This window comes from Streptomyces bikiniensis, assembly GCF_000716625.1.
Lineage (GTDB): Bacteria > Actinomycetota > Actinomycetes > Streptomycetales > Streptomycetaceae > Streptomyces > Streptomyces bikiniensis.
In genome coordinates, this window is sequence record NZ_JNXJ01000017.1 from 1 (window position 1) to 20,201 (window position 20,201).

The 20,201-nt window shown below is 75.1% G+C and carries 14 protein-coding genes; 10 read left to right on the forward strand and 4 right to left on the reverse strand.

All coding sequences use genetic code 11. The features are described from left to right. The first annotated feature begins 140 nt into the window (after positions 1-140). The gene (locus OO47_RS15805; RefSeq protein ID WP_051715688.1) at positions 141-2,345 is read left to right on the forward strand and encodes an MMPL family transporter; all 2,205 of its coding nucleotides are present in this window, start codon (positions 141-143) and stop codon (positions 2,343-2,345) included. A gap of 158 nt (positions 2,346-2,503) precedes the next feature. On the opposite strand, the gene OO47_RS15810 is transcribed toward OO47_RS15805, so the two are convergent. Next, the gene (locus tag OO47_RS15810; protein WP_030210480.1) at positions 2,504-2,701 is read right to left on the reverse strand and encodes a helix-turn-helix transcriptional regulator; all 198 of its coding nucleotides are present in this window, start codon (positions 2,699-2,701) and stop codon (positions 2,504-2,506) included. 274 nt (positions 2,702-2,975) lie between these two features. Then, entirely contained in the window at positions 2,976-3,944 is a 969-nt protein-coding gene (locus tag OO47_RS15815; RefSeq protein ID WP_051715689.1) for a sugar phosphate isomerase/epimerase family protein, read from the reverse strand. A gap of 161 nt (positions 3,945-4,105) precedes the next feature. Here OO47_RS15815 and iolC point away from each other — a divergent pair, with 161 nt between their 5' ends. Genes iolC through mmsA form a run of 4 tightly spaced genes read left to right on the forward strand, consistent with a single transcriptional unit; the run spans position 4,106 to position 9,395 of the window. Beyond that, positions 4,106-5,092 carry a 5-dehydro-2-deoxygluconokinase gene (iolC, locus tag OO47_RS15820; protein ID WP_051715703.1) on the forward strand — a complete coding sequence of 329 codons (987 nt, stop codon included), beginning with the start codon at positions 4,106-4,108 and terminating at the stop codon, positions 5,090-5,092. 11 nt (positions 5,093-5,103) lie between these two features. Continuing rightward, on the forward strand, positions 5,104-5,967 hold the full coding sequence (gene iolB / locus OO47_RS15825; RefSeq protein WP_030210487.1) for a 5-deoxy-glucuronate isomerase: 864 nt from the start codon (positions 5,104-5,106) through the stop codon (positions 5,965-5,967). 40 nt (positions 5,968-6,007) lie between these two features. Beyond that, positions 6,008-7,870 carry a 3D-(3,5/4)-trihydroxycyclohexane-1,2-dione acylhydrolase (decyclizing) gene (gene iolD / locus OO47_RS15830; RefSeq protein WP_030210489.1) on the forward strand — a complete coding sequence of 621 codons (1,863 nt, stop codon included), beginning with the start codon at positions 6,008-6,010 and terminating at the stop codon, positions 7,868-7,870. Positions 7,871-7,883: 13 nt separating this feature from the next. Next, positions 7,884-9,395 (forward strand): CoA-acylating methylmalonate-semialdehyde dehydrogenase, encoded by a 1,512-nt coding sequence (gene mmsA, locus OO47_RS15835; RefSeq protein WP_030210491.1) that lies wholly within the window; start codon positions 7,884-7,886, stop codon positions 9,393-9,395. Between the two features lie 256 nt (positions 9,396-9,651). Here the strand turns inward: mmsA and OO47_RS15840 are convergent, their stop codons facing one another. Continuing rightward, a complete protein-coding gene (locus tag OO47_RS15840; RefSeq protein ID WP_030210493.1) occupies positions 9,652-10,089 on the reverse strand; it encodes a GNAT family N-acetyltransferase in 438 nt (145 codons plus the stop codon). A 130-nt stretch (positions 10,090-10,219) separates the two neighbouring features. Here OO47_RS15840 and OO47_RS15845 point away from each other — a divergent pair, with 130 nt between their 5' ends. Together OO47_RS15845 and OO47_RS15850 are read left to right on the forward strand one after the other, a co-directional pair. Next, positions 10,220-13,000, forward strand: coding sequence for an alpha/beta fold hydrolase (locus tag OO47_RS15845; RefSeq protein ID WP_030210495.1), 2,781 nt, complete (start codon positions 10,220-10,222; stop codon positions 12,998-13,000). After that, positions 12,997-13,881, forward strand: a complete 885-nt coding sequence (locus OO47_RS15850) for an ABC transporter permease (RefSeq protein WP_030210498.1) — start codon at positions 12,997-12,999, stop codon at positions 13,879-13,881. Before OO47_RS15845 ends, OO47_RS15850 begins: the two co-directional genes overlap by 4 nt. 15 nt (positions 13,882-13,896) lie before the next feature. Here the strand turns inward: OO47_RS15850 and OO47_RS15855 are convergent, their stop codons facing one another. After that, positions 13,897-14,622, reverse strand: a complete 726-nt coding sequence (locus tag OO47_RS15855) for a helix-turn-helix domain-containing protein (protein WP_030210499.1) — start codon at positions 14,620-14,622, stop codon at positions 13,897-13,899. Between the two features lie 151 nt (positions 14,623-14,773). On the opposite strand from OO47_RS15855, the gene OO47_RS15860 reads away from it, so the two are divergent. The 3 genes from OO47_RS15860 to OO47_RS15870 all read left to right on the forward strand — a co-directional run bounded on the left by OO47_RS15860 (position 14,774) and on the right by OO47_RS15870 (position 20,167). Further along, a complete protein-coding gene (locus OO47_RS15860) occupies positions 14,774-16,447 on the forward strand; it encodes a vWA domain-containing protein (protein ID WP_078489676.1) in 1,674 nt (557 codons plus the stop codon). A 619-nt stretch (positions 16,448-17,066) separates the two neighbouring features. Continuing rightward, positions 17,067-17,948, forward strand: coding sequence for an AfsR/SARP family transcriptional regulator (locus OO47_RS15865; RefSeq protein WP_030210504.1), 882 nt, complete (start codon positions 17,067-17,069; stop codon positions 17,946-17,948). A gap of 188 nt (positions 17,949-18,136) precedes the next feature. After that, positions 18,137-20,167 (forward strand): helix-turn-helix domain-containing protein, encoded by a 2,031-nt coding sequence (locus OO47_RS15870; protein ID WP_030210506.1) that lies wholly within the window; start codon positions 18,137-18,139, stop codon positions 20,165-20,167. The last annotated feature ends 34 nt before the right edge of the window (positions 20,168-20,201 follow it).

The following is a 20,201-nucleotide window of genomic DNA, read 5'->3' on the forward strand; positions in this document are numbered from 1 at the left end:
GTGGGGCGGGCGCCGGGCCCGGCGCCGCGACCGGGGGCGGCGGGGGAGCTGCGCCCGGGCACGGCGGAGGAACAGCATCCGGGGGCGGCGGGGTCGCCGGGGGCGGGGGCCGCCCCCGGGCCGGGGGCTGGACGCGGTTCGTGACCGCGCGGCCCCGGCTCACGCTGTTCGCGGCGCTCGTGCTCACCGTCCTCGCCGTCCTGGCCGGCGGCGGGGTCGCCGACCGCATGGGCAGCGGCGGCTGGGAGGACCCGGCCGCCGAGTCCACGTACGCGTCCGAGGCCCTGGAGCGGCACTTCCCCGGCTCCCGGCCGAACCTGCTCCTCCTCGTCGACTCCGGCACGGCCGGGACCGACGCCCCGGCCGTCGCCGCCGAGGCCCGGCGGCTCGCCGAGCGGCTCGGCGCCGAACCGGGCGTCGAGGGCGTCGGCTCCTACTGGTCCACCGGCTCGCCCGCCCTCCGCTCCGAGGACGGCCGCAAGGCCGTGATCGCCGCCCGGATCACCGGCGAGGAGAAGGACGCCGCGGCCGTCCTCGACCGGATCGCCCCCTCCTACCGGGGCGCCCACGGCCCCGTGGAGGTCGCGCTCGGCGGCGAGCTCGCCGTCCGCCACGAGATGCAGACGCTCATCGAGGAGGACCTGCTGCGGGCCGAGCTCATCGCCCTGCCGCTCACCCTCGTCCTGCTCGTCATGGTCTTCGGCAGCGCCGTCGCCGCCCTGCTGCCCCTGGGCGTCGGCATCGTCGCCGTCCTCGGCACCAACGCGATCCTGCGCGGGCTCACCGAGTTCACCGACGTCTCCGTCTTCGCGCAGAACCTGACCACCGCGCTCGGCCTCGGACTCGCCATCGACTACGCCCTGTTCGTCGTCCGCCGCTACCGCGAGGAGCTGGCCGCCGGCGCCGACACGCACACCGCCGTCCGCACCACCCTGCGCACGGCCGGGCGGACCGTGCTCTTCTCCGCCCTGACCGTCGCCGTCTCGCTCGCCGCGATGCTGGTCTTCCCGCAGTACTTCCTGCGCTCCTTCGCGTACGCCGGGATCGCGGTCGTCCTCCTCGCCGCCACCGCCGCGCTCACCCTGCTCCCGGCGGCCCTCGTGCTCCTCGGGCACCGGGTCGACGCCCTGGACCTGCGGCGCCTGGTCCGGCGCGGCCGGGAGCCCCGCGAGGACGCCTCCGGCGCCGGCTGGGCGCGCGCCGCGGGCCTGGTGATGCGCAGGGCGCCCGTCTTCGCCGTCCTCACCACCGCCGGACTCGTCCTGCTCGGACTGCCCTTCCTCGGCGTGGAGTTCGGCACGGCCGACGACCGCCAGCTCCCCGCCACCGCCTCCTCCCGGATCGTCCAGGACGAGCTGAGGGACGGCTTCCCCGGCGACCCCGGCGGCGGGATCACCGTCCTCGCCGAGGGCCCGGCCACCCCCGCCCAGTACGCGGCCTACCGCGAGCGGATCGAGGTCGTCGACGGCGTCGGCCGGGTCGACGGGCCGGTCACCACGGGCGGCGGCGACACCGCGCGCGCCTACTTCACCGTCGTGCCCGACGGCGAGGCCGTCGGCGCCGGGGCCCAGCGGGTCGTCGGCGGACTGCGCGCCGCCGAAGCGCCGTTCGACACCTCCGTCACCGGACCGGCCGCCGTCCTGGTCGACTCCAAGGACGCCATAGCCGAGCGGCTGCCCTGGGCGGCGGGCGCCATCGTCCTCGTCACCCTGCTCCTGGTCTTCCTGCTCACCGGAAGCGTCGTCGTCCCCGTGCAGGCCGTCGTCCTCAACGCCCTGAGCCTCACGGCCATGTTCGGCGCCGTCGTCTGGGTCTTCCAGGACGGACACCTCGCCGGGCTCCTCGGCTTCACGCCCACCGGCGACATCGAGACCACCCTGCCCGTGCTCATGTTCTGCGTGGCCTTCGGGCTCTCCATGGACTACGGGGTGTTCCTGCTCTCCCGGATCAAGGAGGAGCACGACGCCACCGGCGACCACGAGCACTCCGTCCGCTTCGGCCTGAGCCGCACCGGCGGCCTGATCACCGCCGCCGCCGTCATCCTCGCCGTCGTCATGGTCGCCATCGGCACCTCCCGCGTCACCAACACCAAGATGCTGGGCCTGGGGGTCGCCCTCGCCGTCCTCATGGACGCGATGGTGGTCCGCAGCCTCCTGGTCCCCTCCGTGATGAAGCTGACCGGCCGCCTCACCTGGTGGGCCCCGGGACCGCTGCGCCGCTTCCACGACCGCTTCGGCCTCAGCGAGTCGGACGGCCCGGCCCGGACCCCGGCCGGTCCCGCCACCCCGGAGGAGACCGCCGACGGCAGGGAGACCAGGGACAAGGAGTACAGCGCCGCCCGCTGACGGCGTCAGGACGCCCGCCCGCCGGCCTCGTCACGAAAGACGGGACGCCGGGCCCGGAAGGAGGATCCGGGACCCGGCGTCGGACGGGACGGGGGACGGGGACGGGGAACAGGTCGGGCGGGTCGTGGCGGGCCCGGGTCGGTCCTGGCGGACCCGGTTCAGTCGCGGCGGGCCCGGTTGCCGGGGCGGCTCGCGACCCAGGCGCGGATCGTGTCCGCGTACCAGAAGGGCTTGCCCGACTCGACGTGGTCGGGCGGCGGAAGCAGCCCGTGCTTCCGGTAGGAGCGGACGGTGTCCGGCTGCACCCGGATGTGCGCCGCGATGTCCTTGTACGACCAGAGCCTCTTGTCCGTCATGCCTGGCACCTCCCTGCGCACCGCGCAGCGGCGGCGGGGGTGCCGTTCGGGGGCGCTGCGGGTGGGCGTTGGCGATCACTGAGTCTGTGCCCCCTGCAACGACCCCCTCAGACAGGAGGAGAGCGCCTGTCACGCGCCTGTGACGGGAAACCCGCGTAACGGAGAAAAGCGTGACGAAGGAGGGACGCGCGTGACGGAAGTGATGCATCGGACCGGCGGTGTGTCCGCGTGCGCCGGCCCGGCCCGTGACGGTACGCGCGCGGTACGGGCCCGGTCACACCCCGCAGGAGCGGAGGAAGCGCCGGGTGCGCAGGGCGATCGGGTACGGGACGTCCGGGGCGCACGGGTACATGTCCTGCTCGACGATGGCGAAGAGGTCCACGTCCAGGGCGCGGGCGGCGGCGAGCACCGGTTCCAGGGCGGGCACCCCGGACGGCGGCTCGCACATCACGCCCCGCGCCACCGCCGGGCCGAACGGCGTCCCCTCGGCCACCACCTCCGCCAGGACCGCCGGATCGACCTGCTTCAGGTGCAGATAGCCGATCCGCTCGCCGTAGGTCTCGATCAGCTCGACGCTGTCCCCGCCGGCGTACGCGTAGTGCCCGGTGTCCAGGCAGAGCGAGACCGCCTCCGGGTCGGTGGCGTCGAGGAAGCGCGTCACGCTCTCCTCGCCGTCCAGGTGCGTGTCCGCGTGCGGGTGGACGACGGTCCGCAGCCCGTACCGCTCGCGCACCTCCCGGCCCAGACGCTCCGTCAGGCGGGTCAGGTCCCGCCACTGCCCGGCGGTCAGGACGGGGTCCTCCAGGACCTCGCCCGTCCGGTCGTCCCGCCAGAACGACGGGATGACCACCAGGTGGCCCGCCCCCATCGCCTGTGCCAGGGCCGCGTTCTCGGCGACGTGCACCCAGGTCCGGTCCCAGACGTCCGAGCCGTGGTGCAGGCCGGTGAAGACCGTCCCCGCCGAGACCCGCAGACCGCGCCGGGCGGTCTCCTCCGCGAGCACCGCCGGATCGGTGGGCAGATAGCCGTACGGGCCGAGCTCGATCCACTCGTACCCCGCGCCCGCCACCTCGTCGAGGAAGCGCTGCCAGGGCACCTGCCGGGGATCCTCGGGGAACCACACCCCCCACGAGTCCGGGGCGGAACCGACGCGGATGCGGGTCGGCGCGGAAGGGGGGGAAGGCGTCGAGGACGGGGACGACCGGGACGACCGGGACGACGGCTGTGGCGACGGCTTCGTCATGACAGCCACCCTGACCGGGGCCGGGACCACCGTCAAGCGCGCTCGGAGGCCCGTATGTCCGGACATGTCGTTGACACGCCTCCGGGCGGACGACTAGACCTGGGGACGGGGCCGAGGGCGAAGGGTGGCACGTGGAGACGGAGCCGTACGACCTGATCACCATGGGGCGCCTCGGCGTGGACCTCTATCCGCTCCGGACCGGCGTCGGGCTCGACCAGGTCGAGAGCTTCGGCAGGTTCCTCGGCGGCTCCCCGGCCAACGTGGCCGTCGCCGCCGCCCGGCTCGGCCTGCGCACCGCGCTCGTCTCCCGTACCGGCGCCGACCCCTTCGGCACCTTCCTGCACCGGGAGCTCAAGGGCTTCGGGGTGGACGACCGCTGGGTGACCGAGGTCGCCGCGTACCCCACCCCCCTCACCTTCTGCGAGGTCTTCCCGCCCGACGACTTCCCGCTCTACTTCTACCGGCTGCCCAAGGCCCCCGACCTGGAGATCCACCCGCACGAGCTGGACCTCGGCGCGATCCGTTCCGCCCGGGTCTTCTGGGCCACCGGCACCGGACTGTGCGCCGAGCCGAGCCGTGCCGCGACCCTGGAGGCGCTGCGGGCCAGAGCCGGCACCGGGGGGACCACCGTGTTCGACCTGGACTGGCGGCCGGTGTTCTGGACGGACCCGGACGAGGCCCGCCCGTACTACGCCGAGGCCCTGCGCCACGCCACCGTCGCCGTCGGCAACCTCGACGAGTGCGAGGTCGCGACGGGGGAGCGGGACCCGGAGGCCGCCGCCCGCGCCCTGCTCGCCTCCGACGGCGGCACCGTCCGGCTCGCCGTCGTCAAACAGGGCCCGAAGGGCGTCCTCGCGCTGGCCTCCGACGGCACCCGCGCCGAGGTGCCGCCGCTGCCGGTGGAGGTCGTCAACGGCCTGGGGGCGGGCGACGCGTTCGGCGGGGCGCTCGTCCACGGCCTCCTCACCGGCCGGGACCTCGAAGAGGCCCTGCGCCGCGCCAACGCCGCCGGCGCGATCGTCGCGGGCCGGCTCGCCTGCTCCTCCGCCATGCCGGACCCGGCGGAGATCGCCGAAGCCCTCGCCCGGGGGACGGGAACGACCAGTGCGGGAACGACCGGTACGGGAACGCTTCCGGAAAGGGGGTAGGGATGACCGCCATGAGCCCGAGCCCCGACCACTCCGCACCCCTCCACCCCGCGTCCCTCCACCACCCCGCGTCCCTCCACCTCCCCGCCGGGACCGCCGCCCGGGGCCCGTACGCCGTCGACATCGACCCCGCGCGGGCCGGATGGGCGTACTCCGCGCTCCGCGTCCTCACCCTCCGGCCGGGAGAGGTCCACTCCTTCGCGAGCGGGGATTCCGAATGGACCGTGCTTCCCCTCTCCGGTGCCTGTAGCGTGCGCGTCGACGGCGGGATCTTCGAACTCCGGGGCCGCGCGAGCGTGTTCGACGGGGTGACCGACTTCGCCTACGTACCGCGCGACGCCCACGCCCAGATCGCCTCCGGCGCGGGGGGCCGCTTCGCTTTGGCAGGAGCGAGGTGCGGGCGACGACTCCCCGCCCGCTACGGTCCCGCGCCGGAGGTTCCCGTGGAGACCCGGGGCAGCGGCGACCGCGCCCGCGAGGTGCGGAACTTCGCCTCCGCCGACGCCTTCGACTGCGACCGGCTCATCGCCGTCGAGGTCGTCACGCCCGGCGGCCACTGGTCCTCCTACCCGCCGCACAAGCACGACGAGCACCTGCCCGGCGCCGAATCCGTCCTGGAGGAGATCTACTACTACGAGGTCCAGGGCCCGCACGGCCTCGCCTACCAGCGGATCTCGCCCTCCCGGCCCGGCGGCGCCGACCTGCTCGCCGAGGTCCGCGACGGCGACGCGGTCCTCGTCCCCGACGGCTGGCACGGCCCCTCGATCGCCCAGCCGGGTCACGACCTGTACTACCTCAACGTGATGGCGGGCCCCGGTACCGAACGCGAGTGGAAGATCCGCTTCCACCCGGAGTACGCGGAGGGGTACGCGTGAGCACCGCCCGACCCGCCCCGCAGGACGCGAGGAGGCCCGCATGAGCACCGTCCGGCTCACCACCGCCCAGGCCCTCGTCCGCTTCCTCGCCGCCCAGTACACCGAGCGCGACGGCGAGCGCCGCCGCCTGATCGCCGCCACCTGGGGGATCTTCGGGCACGGGAACGTCGCCGGGACCGGGCAGGCGCTCGTTGAGGACCGCGCGCTCATGCCCTTCCACCAGGGCCGCAACGAACAGGCCATGGTCCACGCCGCCGTCGGCTACGCCCGCCAGTCGAACCGCCTCTCCGCGCACGCCGTCACCACCTCCATCGGCCCCGGCGCCACCAACCTCGTCACCGGCGCCGCCCTCGCCACCGTCAACCGCCTGCCCGTCCTGCTCCTCCCCGGCGACACCTTCGCGACCCGGCCCGCCGACCCCGTCCTCCAGCAGCTCCAACTCCCGTCCGCGGGCGACGTGTCCGTCAACGACTGCCTGCGGCCCGTCTCGGTGTACTTCGACCGGGTCGGCCGCCCCGAGGCCCTGGTCCCGGCCGCCCTCGAAGCCGCCCGGGTCCTCACCGACCCCGCCGCGACCGGCGCCGTGACCCTCGCCCTGCCCCAGGACGTGCAGGCGGAGGCGTACGACTGGCCCGAGGAGTTCTTCGCCGAGCGGACCTGGCGCGTCCGCCGCCCCCGCCCCGACGCGGCCGAACTCGACGCGGCCGTACGGGCGGTGAGGGCCGCCGAGCGGCCCCTGGTCGTCGCGGGCGGCGGCGTGCGGTACAGCGGAGCCGAGGAGGCCCTGCGGACCTTCGCCGAGTGCGCCGGTCTGCCCGTCGCCACCACCCAGGCCGGCAAGGGTGCCCTGCCGTACGACCACCCCTGCGACGTGGGCGGTGTCGGCCACACCGGCACGGAGACCGCCGCCGCCCTGGCCCGTACCGCCGACCTCGTCATCGGCGTCGGCACCCGCTACACCGACTTCACCACCGCCTCCGGCACCCTCTTCCCCGGGGGCGCCCGCTTCCTCAACCTCAACGTCACCGGCTTCGACGCCCACAAGCAGGCCGCGCTGCCGCTCGTCGCCGACGCCCGCGAGGGCCTGACCGCCCTCACGGAGGCCCTGGGCGACAGCCGACGGGACACGGGGAGGTGGGCCGCGTCCAAACGGCGGTGGCAGGAGCGGGTCGACGCCGCCTACGCCGCCCCCGACGAGGACGCCCGCCCCACCCAGACCCAGGTCCTCGGCGCACTCGACACCCTGGTCGACGCGAGCGACATCCTGATCAACGCCGCCGGATCGCTCCCGGGCGACCTCCACAAGCTGTGGCGGCCCCGCTCGGCCGACCAGTACCACGTCGAGTACGGCTACTCCTGCATGGGATACGAGATCCCCGCCGCGATCGGCGTCCTCCTCGCCGCCCCCGGCCGGCCCGTCTGGGCGCTCGTCGGGGACGGGACGTACCTGATGAATCCCACCGAGATCGTCACCGCCGTGCAGGAGCGCCTGCCGCTGAGGCTGGTCGTCCTCCAGAACCACGGGTACGCCTCCATCGGCGGCCTCTCGGAGGCCGTCGGCGCCGAGCGGTACGGCACCGACTACCGGTACCGGGACGCGGACGGCGGGTTCACCGGGCCGCCGCTCCCCGTCGACCTCGGAGCCAACGCCGCCTCCCTCGGCATGCGGGTGCTGCGCCCCCGCACCGTCCGTGGCCTGCGGGAAGCCCTCCGGGAGGCGCGGGCGGCGACGGTTCCCACATGTGTCTACGTCGAGACCGAAACGCCCGACACAGTGTCGGGCCCGCCCCCGGCCCCGGCGTGGTGGGATGTGCCCGTGGCCGAGACCGCGACCCGCAAGGCGGCGGTCGAGGCCCGGGAGGAGTACGACCGGCACGTCACCGCCCGACGCCGCCATCTCTAAGGAGCATTTCGTCATGACGAACACCGTCAAGACCGTCGACCACTGGATCGGTGGCAAGACCGTCGAGGGCACGTCGGGCAACTGGGGTCCGGTCACCGACCCGGCCACCGGCGCCGTGACCACCCGGGTCGCGCTCGCCTCCGTCGAGGAGGTCGACGCGGCGGTGGCCGCCGCCAAGACCGCCTTCGCCACCTGGGGCACCTCCTCGCTGGCCCAGCGCACCACGATCCTCTTCAAGTTCCGCGCGCTGCTCGACGCCAACCGCGACGCCATCGCCGAGCTGATCGTCGCCGAGCACGGCAAGGTGCACTCCGACGCGCTCGGCGAGGTCGCGCGCGGCCTGGAGATCGTCGACCTGGCCTGCGGCATCACCACCCAGCTCAAGGGCGAGCTCTCCACCCAGGTCTCCAACCGCGTGGACGTGGCCTCGATCCGCCAGCCGGTGGGCGTCGTCGCGGGCATCACGCCCTTCAACTTCCCGGCCATGGTGCCGATGTGGATGTTCCCGATCGCCATCGCGACCGGCAACACGTTCGTCCTCAAGCCGAGCGAGAAGGACCCCTCCCCGTCCCTGAAGATCGCCGAGCTGCTCGCCGAGGCCGGTCTGCCGGACGGCGTCTTCAACGTCCTGCACGGTGACAAGGTGGCCGTGGACCGGCTGCTGGAGCACCCGGACGTCTCCGCGATCTCCTTCGTCGGCTCCACCCCGATCGCCCGGTACATCCACACCACCGCCTCCGCCAACGGCAAGCGCGTCCAGGCGCTCGGCGGCGCCAAGAACCACATGCTGGTCCTCCCGGACGCCGACCTCGACGCGGCGGCCGACGCGGCCGTCTCGGCGGCGTACGGCTCCGCCGGCGAGCGCTGCATGGCGATCTCGGCCGTCGTGGCCGTCGGCTCGATCGCGGACGAGCTCGTGGACAAGATCCGCGAGCGCGCCGAGAAGATCAAGATCGGCCCCGGCACCGACCCCACCTCCGAGATGGGCCCGCTCATCACGGCCGCCCACCGCGACAAGGTCGCCTCCTACGTCCACGGCGCGGCGGACGAGGGCTGCGAGGTCGTCCTCGACGGCACCGGGTACACCGTCGACGGCCACGAGGACGGGCACTGGATCGGCCTCTCCCTCCTGGACCGCGTCCCCACCACGGCCAAGGCCTACCAGGACGAGATCTTCGGCCCGGTGCTCTGCGTGCTGCGCGCCGAGACGTACGAGGAGGGCCTCGCCCTCATCAACGCCTCGCCGTTCGGCAACGGCACCGCGATCTTCACCCGCGACGGCGGCGCGGCCCGCCGCTTCCAGCTGGAGGTCGAGGCCGGCATGGTCGGCGTCAACGTCCCGATCCCGGTCCCGGTGGGCTACCACTCCTTCGGCGGCTGGAAGGACTCGCTCTTCGGCGACCACCACATCTACGGCAACGACGGCGTGCACTTCTACACCCGCGGCAAGGTCGTCACCACCCGCTGGCCCGACCCCTCCGAGGCCCCGGCCGGCGTCGACCTGGGCTTCCCGCGCAACCACTGACGGGACGGGCACGGCCCCCGGAGCGCACCCGCGCCCCGGGGGCCTTCGGCCTTCCCGGGCACGACGCCGGCCGCCTTCCCCGGCAGGGGCACACGTGGCCCCGGCCGGCGGTTCCGGCGATCGGAAGCACCGGAGACGATCACGTGCGCGAGCGGCCGGCGGCCGCGGGGCGCCCGTACAGGGGGAGACGGACGAGGGCGGTCGCGTTCAAGGAGACCGGCGGACCGGAGGCCCTGCGCCCGGTGGAGCCGCCCGTTCAGGCAGGAGGCGCCGCCTCTCCGTCCGGCAGGGTCCAGCCCAGCATCGCGAAGACCCCCTCGTCCGCCGCCCCGGTCGCGCGGTAGGTCGCCAGGGCGGGGGCGTTGTCCGTGTCCACGCCCACCCAGGCGCCGCGGCAGCCGCGCTCCCGGGCCGCCGCGAGCAGGGCCTCCGTCAGGGCCCGGCCCGTGCCGCGCCGCCGGTGCGCCTCGTCCACCGACAGCTCGTAGAGGCACATCTCCGTGCCCTTGTCCGGGTGGACCATCTCGACCCCGGACACGAAGCCGGCCGGGAAGCCGTCCTCCGTGTAGGCGACGAGCATCAGGTGCCCCGGCGCCGCCAGGAAGCGGGCCGCCCACTCCTCCCGCGCCGGGCCGTCGTAGAGGTGCTCCGCCGCGACCAGTTCGGCCACCGTCGTCGCCCGCCGGATCTCGATCACGTGCCCTCCAGGGTCCCTCGTACCGCGCCTGCGGTACGCGGACCGTACCCCGTACGACCCCAGGAGGTGCGGGACCTCCGCCTTCGGGTCACCGCGGTCCCCAGGGGTGCCGCTTAGGCTCGGGACCATGCGACTCCGACTTCCCCGGTGGGCCGCGGTCACCGCCGCGCTCACCGTCCTCGCGGGTGCCGGCACCTGGACCGCCGTCGCCTCGGACGATCCACCGCCCGTGCACCGCGCGGACCGGACGCTCGACGTCGACGGCGTACGGCTCGACACCTCGTACTTCACCGGCGACGGCGACGGGCGCAGGCCCGCCGTCCTGCTCGGCCACGGCTTCGGCGGCTCCAAGGAGGACGTGCGCGCCCAGGCCGAGGGCCTGGCCCGCGAGGGCTACGCCGTCCTGACCTGGTCCGCCCGCGGCTTCGGCGCCTCCACCGGCGAGATCGGCCTCAACGACCCCGACCACGAGGTGAAGGACGTCAGCCGGCTGATCGACTGGCTCGCCGCGCGGCCCGAGGTCCTCCTCGACGAGGCGGGCGACCCGCGCGTCGGCGTCAGCGGCGCCTCCTACGGCGGCGCGATCTCCCTGCTCGCCGCCGGGCACGACCCGCGCGTCGACGCGATCGCCCCCCGGATCACGTACTGGAACCTCGCCGACGCCCTCTTCCCGAACGGCGTCTTCAAGAAGCTCTGGGCCGGCATCTTCTTCTCGGCCGGGAACGGGGCCGGTGCCGGCGCCGGGATCGGCCCGGGCACGGGGACCGGCTCCGGTACGGGGGACGGGCCCGCCACCGGTGAGGCCCCGGCCGCCGGGAAGGCCCCCGCCGGGGCCGGGAGGGCCGCCCCCGCCAAGCCCCCCGCCTGCGGCCGTTTCACCGCCGAGCTGTGCGCGCTCTACCAGCGCGTCGCCGTCTCCGGGAAGCCCGACGACGCCGCCCGCGCGCTGCTCGAAGCCCGCAGTCCGTCCGCCGTCGGCGGCCGGATCAAGGTGCCCGCGCTCCTCGTGCAGGGCCAGTCCGACTCGCTGTTCACCCTGGCCCAGTCCGACGCCATGGCCCGGGCCCTCGCCGCCAACGGCGCCCCCGTCGCCGTCGACTGGACCTCCGGCGGCCACGACGGCGGCGACCAGGAGGCCGAACGCGTCGAGCGGCGCGTCGGCGCCTGGTTCGACCGCTGGCTGAAGCGCGACGCCTCCGTGGACACCGGCCCCGCCTTCCGCGTCAGCCGCACCGGCGGCGTCGACTCCACCAACGGCCGGGCCACCCTCCGCGCCGCGACCGCCGACCGCTACCCGGGCCTCGCCTCCGGCACCACGGCCCTCGCCCTCTCCGGCGCCCCGCAGACCTTCGCCAACCCGCCGGGCGGCGCCCCGCCCGCCGTCTCCGCCGTCCCCGGCCTCGGCGGCGGACTCTCCGGCCTCTCCTCCCTCGGCGTCGGCCTCTCCCTCGACTTCCCCGGCCAGCACGCCCGCTTCGACGCGAAGCCGCAGGCGGAGACGCTGCGGATCACCGGCGCGCCGACCGTCCGCGTCAAGGTCACCTCGACCGCCGCCGACGGCTCCGCCGTCCTCTTCGCCAAGGTGTACGACGTCGGCCCCGACGGGCGGCAGCAGGTGCTGCCCGCCCAGCTCGTCGCCCCCGTCCGCGTCGAGGACGCCCGGGACGGCAGGAGCGTCACCCTGACGCTGCCCGCGATCGACCACGAGGTGGAGGCCGGGCACCGGCTGCGCCTCGTCGTCGCCGCCACCGACCTCGGCTACGCCTCCCCGGCCGCCCCCGCCTCCTACACCGTCGCCGTCGAGGGCCCCCTCGCCGTGCCCGCCGCACCCGGCCTCACCACCCGGGCCGCCGCCCTGCCCTGGTGGGTGTGGGGCCTCCCGCTGATCGGCCTGGCCGTCGCCGCCGTCCTGCTCCTGACGGCCCGGCGCAGGACCGCCGCCCCCGCCCCCGACCCGGCACTCGCCGCCGTACCGCTCCGGATCACCGGCCTGTCCAAGAAGTACAAGGGCGGCGAACGGTACAGCGTCAAGGACCTGTCCTTCCGGGTCGAGCAGGGCCAGGTCCTCGGGCTCCTCGGCCCGAACGGCGCCGGCAAGACCACCACCCTGCGCATGCTGATGGGCCTCATCGCCCCCGACGAGGGCGAGATCCGGGTCTTCGGCCAGGCGATCCGGCCCGGCGCCCCGGTCCTCTCCCGCGTCGGCGCCTTCGTCGAGGGCGCCGGCTTCCTGCCGCACCTGTCGGGCCGGGAGAACCTCGACCTGTACTGGAAGGCCACCGGCCGCCCCGCCGAGGACGCGCACGTGGACGAGGCCCTGCGGATCGCGAACCTGGGCGGCGCCCTGGAACGCGCCGTGCGCACCTACTCGCAGGGCATGCGCCAGCGCCTCGCCCTCGCCCAGGCCATGCTCGGCCTGCCGGACCTGCTGATCCTGGACGAGCCGACCAACGGCCTCGACCCGCCGCAGATCCGGGAGATGCGGGAGGTGATGATCCGGTACGCGGCCGGGGGCCGCACCGTCATCGTCTCCAGCCACCTCCTGGCGGAGGTCGAGCAGTCCTGCACCCACCTCGTCGTCATGGACCGGGGGCAACTGGTGCAGGCCGGTCCGGTCGCGGAGATCACCGGCTCCGGCGACACCCTCCTCGTGACCCTCGCCGAACGCACCCCCGAGGGCGAGCCCGTCCCGCCCGTCCCCGACGCCCTCGTCGAGAAGATCGGCGCCCTGCCGGGCGTCGGCTCGGCCGCCCGCGCCGACGGCGGACTCCTGGTCCGGCTCGACGGCGCCGACGCGACCGCCCTCATCGGCGAACTCGTCCGCCTGGACGTGCCGCTGACCGGGGTCGGGCCGCACCGGCGCCTGGAGGACGCGTTCCTGACCCTGATCGGAGGAGGAGCCGCATGAGCACCCCGAGCACCCTCACCCCGCCCGGGAGCGCGGCCGAGTCCGCCCCCGGCTACCGGCCCGGCCGCACCCTGCCGCTGCGCGTGGAGGCCCTGCGCCAGTGGAAGCGGCGCCGCACCCTGGTGATGGGCGGCATCCTGGTCGCCCTGCCGTTCGTCCTGATCGCGGCCTTCGCGATCGGCGGCACCGGGGACGGCGACCGGGACGGCCGCGTCTCCCTGATCGACACGGCGACGACCTCCGGCGCCAACTTCGCGGCCACCTGCCTCTTCGTCTCGGCCGGGTTCCTCCTCGTCGTCCCCGTGGCGCTGTTCTGCGGGGACACGGTCGCCTCCGAGGCCAGCTGGTCCTCGCTGCGCTACCTGCTCGCCGCGCCCGTGCCCCGGTCCCGGCTCCTCGCCTCCAAGCTGGCGGTCGCGCTCGGCTACAGCGCGGCCGCGATGCTCCTCCTCCCGCTGGTGGCCCTGGCGGCGGGCACGGTCGCCTACGGCTGGGGCCCGCTCCAGCTCCCGACCGGCGGCTCGGTCCCGGCCGGGGACGCCCTGCTCAGGATCGGGATCGCCACCGCCTTCGTCTTCGCCTCCCAACTGGTCACCGCCGGGCTCGCCTTCTGGCTGTCCACCCGCACCGACGCCCCGCTCGGCGCGGTGGGCGGAGCCGTCGGCCTCACCATCGTCGGCAACGTCCTGGACGCCGTCACCGCACTCGGCGACTGGCGCGACTTCCTGCCCGCGCACTGGCAGTTCGCCTGGATCGACGCGCTCCAGCCCCAGCTGGAGTGGGGCGGCATGGTGAAGGGCACGGCGATCTCCCTGACGTACGCCCTGGTCCTCTTCGCCCTCGCCTTCCGGGGCTTCGCCCGCAAGGACATCGTGTCCTGACCGGGTGAACGGTCCTCACAACCACCCCCTCCGAGCCGCTTCCGCGCCCGCGCGGAAGCGGCTCGTCGTGCCGAGGGCCGCCATCAGTTCGCCGACCCGCCGGCTGTAGGTCCGCGCGGACATGCCGAGCCGGGCCGCCGCCGTCTCGTCCGTGAGCCCCGCGAGCAGGGCGTCGAGCACCGGGCGCAGCTGGGGCGGCAGGTCGTCCGGCGGCGGCGAGGGGGACGGCACCGCGTACGCCGCGGGGTCCTCGGCCATCGCCCAGCAGACCTGGTGGACCCGGACGAGGGCCCGGACCACCACCGGGTCCCGGACCAGCAGCATCCCGTTGTAGAGCAGTTCCAGGTCGAGCGGGATCGCCGCCACCGCCCGGTCGACCAGGATCATCTTGAACGGGATCGCCTCCACCAGCCGGGCCTGCCCGGGGAGCCGGAGTCCTCCCTCGATCCGGGCCAGCGCGTGCCGCGGCACGATCCTGCGCACCTCGTCGGCCCGCTCCGCCGCGGCCCGCATGCACGCTCCCGCCAGCTCCAGGAACGGCCCGGGGATCGCGTAGCCCGCGGACGCGACCGGGTCGTCGAAGGTCAGCAGCTCGTGCCGGGTGGAGGCGGCCAGCCCGGCGAGCGCGGCGCTGATGCGCCGCGCGCCCCGGACCGGACGCCCCGCGGGCCGCTGTCCCTCGGTCGCGGCCCGGTTCATCGCCGAACGGGCGAGCATCACGGAGCCCACGCTCTCTGCCACCGCTGACCACCCCCGCCGATCGATGTCCACTCAATGTACGCATGCGACTTCACACGGTGACAACCCCTGTTGAGAAGGATGGCGAATCCATGCCACCGAGGTTCACCCGTGTCGCCGTTGCCGCATCGAGATCCATCCGCAACTCCTTCGCATGCTCCTTCCGGGACCTTCGTTCGTCACATTCACAAATGGCCTACGAAGAGGGGGAGATGACGTGGAGCGGAACGAGGAGAGAGGGAACCGGCCCCGCCGGACCCGGGTTCCGGCCGTGCTCGCGGGGTTGCTCGCCGCCGGGATCGCCCTCACGGGCTGCGGCGCGGCCGGCGGCGGAGGCGGCGCCGACCGGAGCGCGAAGGAGGACGGGCGCACCGCACCGGCCGTCCCCGACGGCGGCCGCACCGGGACGGCCGCACCCCGCGAGGGCGAGCAGCGGTCCCCCTCGCCCGCGCCCGACTACCTGTCCACCTTCGCCCTGGACGTGGACACCGCCTCGTACGGCTACGCCCGCCGCGCCCTCGCCGAGGGGCGGCTGCCCGATCCGGCGACCGTGCGCCCCGAGGAGTTCGTCAACAGCTTCCGCCCGAACTACGAGCGCCCCGCCGACAACGGCTTCGGCGTCACCCTCGACGGCGCCCGCACCGGCCGTGACGGCTGGTCCCTGGTCAGGGTCGGGCTCGCCACCCGGGGCGCGGACCGGAGCGGCGAACGCCCGCCCGCCGCGCTCACCTTCGTCGTGGACGTCTCCGGCTCCATGGACGAGCCGGGGCGGCTCGACCTCGTCAAGGAGTCCCTGGGGCTCCTCGTCGGCGAGCTGCGCGACGACGACTCGATCGCGCTCGTCACCTTCAGCTCCGAGGCCGAGACCCGGCTGCCCATGACCCGCGTCGGAGAGGCCCGGGACCGGATCCGCGAGGTGGTGGGCTCCCTGGAGACCGCCGCGTCCACCAACGTGGAGGCCGGTGTCCGCACCGGCTACGACACCGCCGTCGCCGGCCACCGCGAGGGCGCCACCAACCGGGTCGTGCTGCTCTCCGACGCGCTCGCCAACACCGGCTCCACCGAGGCGGAGACGATCCTCGCCCGCATCGACGAGGAGCGCAGGGAGTACGGGATCACCCTCTTCGGCGTCGGCGTCGGCAGCGAGTTCGGCGACGCGCTCATGGAGAGGCTCGCCGACAGGGGCGACGGCCAGACGACGTACGTCTCCGACTCGGCGCAGGCCCGCAAGGTCTTCGTGGACCAGCTGCCCGCCCACGTCGAGCTGCGCGCCCGTGATGCCAGGGCGCAGGTCGCCTTCGACCGGCGGACCGTCGAGAAGTTCCGGCTGATCGGGTACGAGAACCGGGAGGTCGCGGACGAGGACTTCCGGAACGACCGGGTGGACGGCGGCGAGATCGGGGCCGGTCACACGGTCACCGCGCTGTACGCGGTGCGGACCAGGCCCGGGGCGTCCGGGACCGTCGCCACCGCCACCGTCCGCTGGCTCGACCCCGTCACCCGGGCCCCGCGCGAGCGCTCCGGCACCGTCGCGACCGGCGCGCTGACCGCCGACATCTGGGGCGGCGGCCACGACAGCCTCCAGCTGACCGCGATCGCCGCCTACTTCGCGGACGCCCTGCGGGGCGGGGCGCTGCCGGGGGCGCCGGGGCTCGGGACGCTCGCGGGACACGCCGACGCGATCGCCGGGCGGTCCGGCTCGGCGGTGGTGCGGGAGCTCGCCGAGGCGGTACGGAAGGCGGAGTCCCTGCGCGGCCCGGCGGAGGAGCCGTCGGAGCCCGGCGGGCCGGGGGAGGGGGAGCTGCGGTCGGGCGACCCGTACAGCTGACGGACGGCCGGGGGCGCGCCCCCGGCGTACGCCCGGCACACGCTCGGTCCGGCACACGCTCGGTCCGGCACACGCTCGGTCCGGCACACGCTCGGTCCGGCACACGCTCGGTCCGATACACGCTCGGTCCGGCACACGCTCGGTCCGGCATCGCGCGGCGGGCGGCGGGACGGAACGGCCCACGGGCCGCCCCCGCCGCCCGCCGCCTTTTCGTCTCTCCTCGCCGCCCCCGCGTCGCCCCTTCGTCTCCCCTCGCGGCCCGCTCGTCCCCCCTTGCCGCCTCCCCGGGCCGCGCCGAGCCGGGACCGCGCCGGTCTTCGAACCGTACCGAGCCGTCTGTTTATGGCGCGAAGTCGTGGGTCGAAGGCCCTCGGCCTCCCCCGGAGGACCCCCGAAAGCGTACCCCCTAGTCCGGAAACAGCCTTTCGCCACGGGTGACTTCTCAGCCAGTGGCGAAAAACCGATGCGCGGATAACCGGACAAAGGGGGTGAATCACCCCGATATCCCAGGAGGTGATTCCGTACCCTACGGTTTCTTATTGACATGCCTACGGGGGTCTTTTCTAATCATCGAGAGTCATCCCGCGCGCAGACACCGCACAGGCACTGAGGGGGCAAGGTGGACGTCCGGATCCTGGGGGGACTGTCGGTACGTGAGAACGGGGTGTCGATCACCCCGACGGCGGCCGTGCCCCGGCAGCTCCTCGCCCTGCTCACGGCCAGCGCCGACCAGGTCGTCCCCGTGACGGTCCTGACCGAGGAGCTGTGGCCGTCCGGCGCGCCGCGCGGCGCCCGCGCCGAGCTCCAGGCCCACATAGCCGGGCTGCGCGCCCTCATCGCGGACGCCCTGCGCGGCACCGGTCCCGCCGACCCGCGGGCCGGCTGGTCCGACCGGCGCACCGCCGACGCGGTCCTCGTCTCCCAGCCCGGCGGCTACCGGCTCGACACCGGAGGCGGCGCCCACGACGTCTGGCAGTTCGAGCGCGCGGCCGGCGCCGGCTACCGGGCCATGGAGGCCGGCGACCTCCCGCGCGCCGCGCTCCGCCTCGGCGAGGCCCTGGCCCTGTGGCGCGGCGACCCCTACGCGGGCGTCGCCGCCGGGCCCCGCCTCCGCAGGGAGATCGAGCGCCTCGAAACCTCCCGGCTCAGCGTCCTCGACCAGTGGCTCGAAGCACAGCTCGGCCTCGGCCGGCACGCCGAACTCGTCCCGGAGCTCACCGGACTCGTCGCCCGCCACCGCACCAACGAGCCCCTGCACGCCCACCTCATGGCCGCCCTGCTGCGCTGCGGCCAGCACGACCAGGCCCTCGTCGTCTACGAACGGCTGCGCCTCGCCCTCAAGGCGGAGAGCGGCATGGAGCCCTCGGCGCGGCTGCGGCGCCTCCAGCGCTCGGTCCTGGCCGGACGGCACACCGGCGGGCGGCCCGTCCCCGGTCTCCGGGTCCCCGCCCAGTACGCCCCGGCCCGCCCCCGCCTCGTCCCGGCGGGCTCCGTCGGCTGACGGCCCGTCGGCCCCGGACCCGGGTGAGAACCCCTCGGCCGCCCCGGCGGGGACCCCTCCGGCGCCCCGGCGGGAACTACGTGCCGCAGTTCACCGTTGACCGGTTCCCGAAGCCGAATTAGTTTCGGCGGACAGGACGGGTTTCCTCCCAGGTGCCCGATTTTGCTCGACATACGGGAGCTCGGACCATGACCACGCACGGCGCGGACGGAGCCGGTGGTGCGGACCCGCTGCTCACGGTCCTCGAACTCCTCGCCCGGCAGGCCCCGTCCGCCCGCTTCGACGCCCTCCTCGACGAGGCCCGCCGCGACGGCCTCGGCCCCGAGAAGCTCGGCCGCCTGGAGCGGGCCGTCGTCCTCGCCGGCCAGGTCCACGCCGAACGCGCCCACGAAGCGCGCCGCGAGGCCGGGCTCGAGGCCCTCGCCGACACCGCCCGCGACCTGACCCTCTCCTACGACCTCGACGGACTGCTGCACGTCATCACCCGCCGCGCCCGCCGGCTCCTCGGCCTCGACCTGGCGTACGTCACCCTGCGCGGCCCGCACGGCTCCTGCTACGTCCACACCACCGAGGGCACGCGCCCCGGCCGCGCCGAGGGCCCCCGCCTCGCCCCCGGCCTCAGGATCGCCGAGGGGTACGGGCTCGGCGGCGCCGTCCAGCTCCACGGCGTGCCCGTCTGGACCCCGGACTACCTCGCCGACGAGCGGTTCGCCCCCTCCGGCTCCCTCGACGCGGGCGTCCACGCCCCCGCCTTCGACGAGGCCGCCGAGGCGGCCCTGCGCGCCGAGGGGCTGCACGCGATCGTGGCCGCCCCGCTGCGCAGCGGCGACACCGTCGTCGGCACCCTCTTCGGGGCGGACCGGCGCGTCCGCCACCACACCTCCGAGGAGATCGGGCTCCTGGCCGCGCTCGCGGACCTGGCCGCCCTCGCCGTCGAGAAGGCCGGCCTCCTCGACCGGACCCGGGCCGAGGTCTCCGAACTGGAGCGGGACAGCGCCCGGGTGCGCACCCGGCTCACCCGGATGCGGCACGTCAGCGAGGCCCACGGCCGCATCATGAACCTGGTCCTCGCGGGCGGCGACCTGCGCAGCGTGGCCAAGGCCGCCGCCGACGCCCTCGACGCGAGCGTCCTGATCCGGGACCCCGGCGGCCGGTCCCTCGCCCTGGTCGGGGAGGTCCCCGGCCTCGACGAGGAGGCCGCCGAGGAGGCGGTCGAGAAGGCCTCGCTCGACGCCCACGCCCGCCGCCGCCCGGTCCTCGCCGCCGACGACATCTGGGTCGCGCCGGTCATCGCGGGCTCCGAGGACCTCGGCGGCCTCGTGGTCCACGCCGCCGGCGGACTCACCGGGGAGGACGAACGGCTCCTCGAACTCGCCGCCCAGTCCGTCGCCTTCCTCCTCCTCATGCGGCGCTCCACGGCCGTCGCGGAGGGCCCCGTCCGCGACGAACTCCTCGACGACCTCATCGCGGACCCGCCGCACGCGCCGCAGCAGATCGCCCAGCGGGCCGGCCGCCTCGGCGTCGACCTGCGCCGGCCGCACGTCCTCGTGCTCGCCCGGCCCGAGGGCGGCGAGCAGGGCCGGGCGGTCGTGTGGGCGTCCTCGTACGCGTACCGCCTCTCCGGGCTGAAGACCGTGCAGGGCGGCTGCATCGTGCTGCTGCTGCCGGGGGACGACGCCTCGGCCGCCGCCCGGGCCGTCGCCGCCGAGCTGTCCCCGCTGCTCGGGCACCCCGTCTCCGTCGCCTCCGCCGGGCCCGGCTGGAGCCCGGACGCCGTCGGGCGGATGCACCGGGAGGCCTGGCGCTGCCTCGACGCGATGAGCGCCCTCGGCGGCACCGGCTCCGCCGCCTCCGTGCGGGACCTGGGCTTCCTGGGGCTGCTGCTCTCCGACGACAACGACGTGGACGGCTTCGTGGAGTCCGCGATCGGGCCCGTGCTCGACTACGACGCCGAGCGGTTCACCGACCTCACGCACACCCTGGAGGCGTACTTCGCCTCGGGCGGCAGTCCGACGAACGCCGCCGAGGCGCTGCACGTGCACCCCAACACGGTCTCCCGCCGCCTGGAGCGGATCGGTGACCTCCTCGGGCCCGAGTGGCAGAAGCCCGGCCAGGTCCTGGAGGTGCAGCTGGCGCTCCGGCTCCAGCGCACCCGGGAGGCCCTGGCCCGCGGCCGCGTCACCCCCGAACCGCCCTGCCCCCGGGAGCGCGGCGCCTGAACGGGGGCCGGACCGGGGCCTGATCGGGAGGCCT

Bases quoted from the DNA above. Each gene is read 5' to 3' on its own strand.
- OO47_RS15810 (WP_030210480.1), bottom strand. From the start codon at position 2,701: ATGACGGACAAGAGGCTCTGGTCGTACAAGGACATCGCGGCGCACATC.
- OO47_RS15815 (WP_051715689.1), bottom strand. From the start codon at position 3,944: ATGACGAAGCCGTCGCCACAGCCGTCGTCCCGGTCGTCCCGGTCGTCC.
- iolC (WP_051715703.1), top strand. From the start codon at position 4,106: ATGGGGCGCCTCGGCGTGGACCTCTATCCGCTCCGGACCGGCGTCGGG.
- iolB (WP_030210487.1), top strand. From the start codon at position 5,104: ATGAGCCCGAGCCCCGACCACTCCGCACCCCTCCACCCCGCGTCCCTC.
- iolD (WP_030210489.1), top strand. From the start codon at position 6,008: ATGAGCACCGTCCGGCTCACCACCGCCCAGGCCCTCGTCCGCTTCCTC.
- mmsA (WP_030210491.1), top strand. From the start codon at position 7,884: ATGACGAACACCGTCAAGACCGTCGACCACTGGATCGGTGGCAAGACC.
- OO47_RS15845 (WP_030210495.1), top strand. From the start codon at position 10,220: ATGCGACTCCGACTTCCCCGGTGGGCCGCGGTCACCGCCGCGCTCACC.
- OO47_RS15850 (WP_030210498.1), top strand. From the start codon at position 12,997: ATGAGCACCCCGAGCACCCTCACCCCGCCCGGGAGCGCGGCCGAGTCC.
- OO47_RS15860 (WP_078489676.1), top strand. From the start codon at position 14,774: ATGCTCCTTCCGGGACCTTCGTTCGTCACATTCACAAATGGCCTACGA.
- OO47_RS15870 (WP_030210506.1), top strand. From the start codon at position 18,137: ATGACCACGCACGGCGCGGACGGAGCCGGTGGTGCGGACCCGCTGCTC.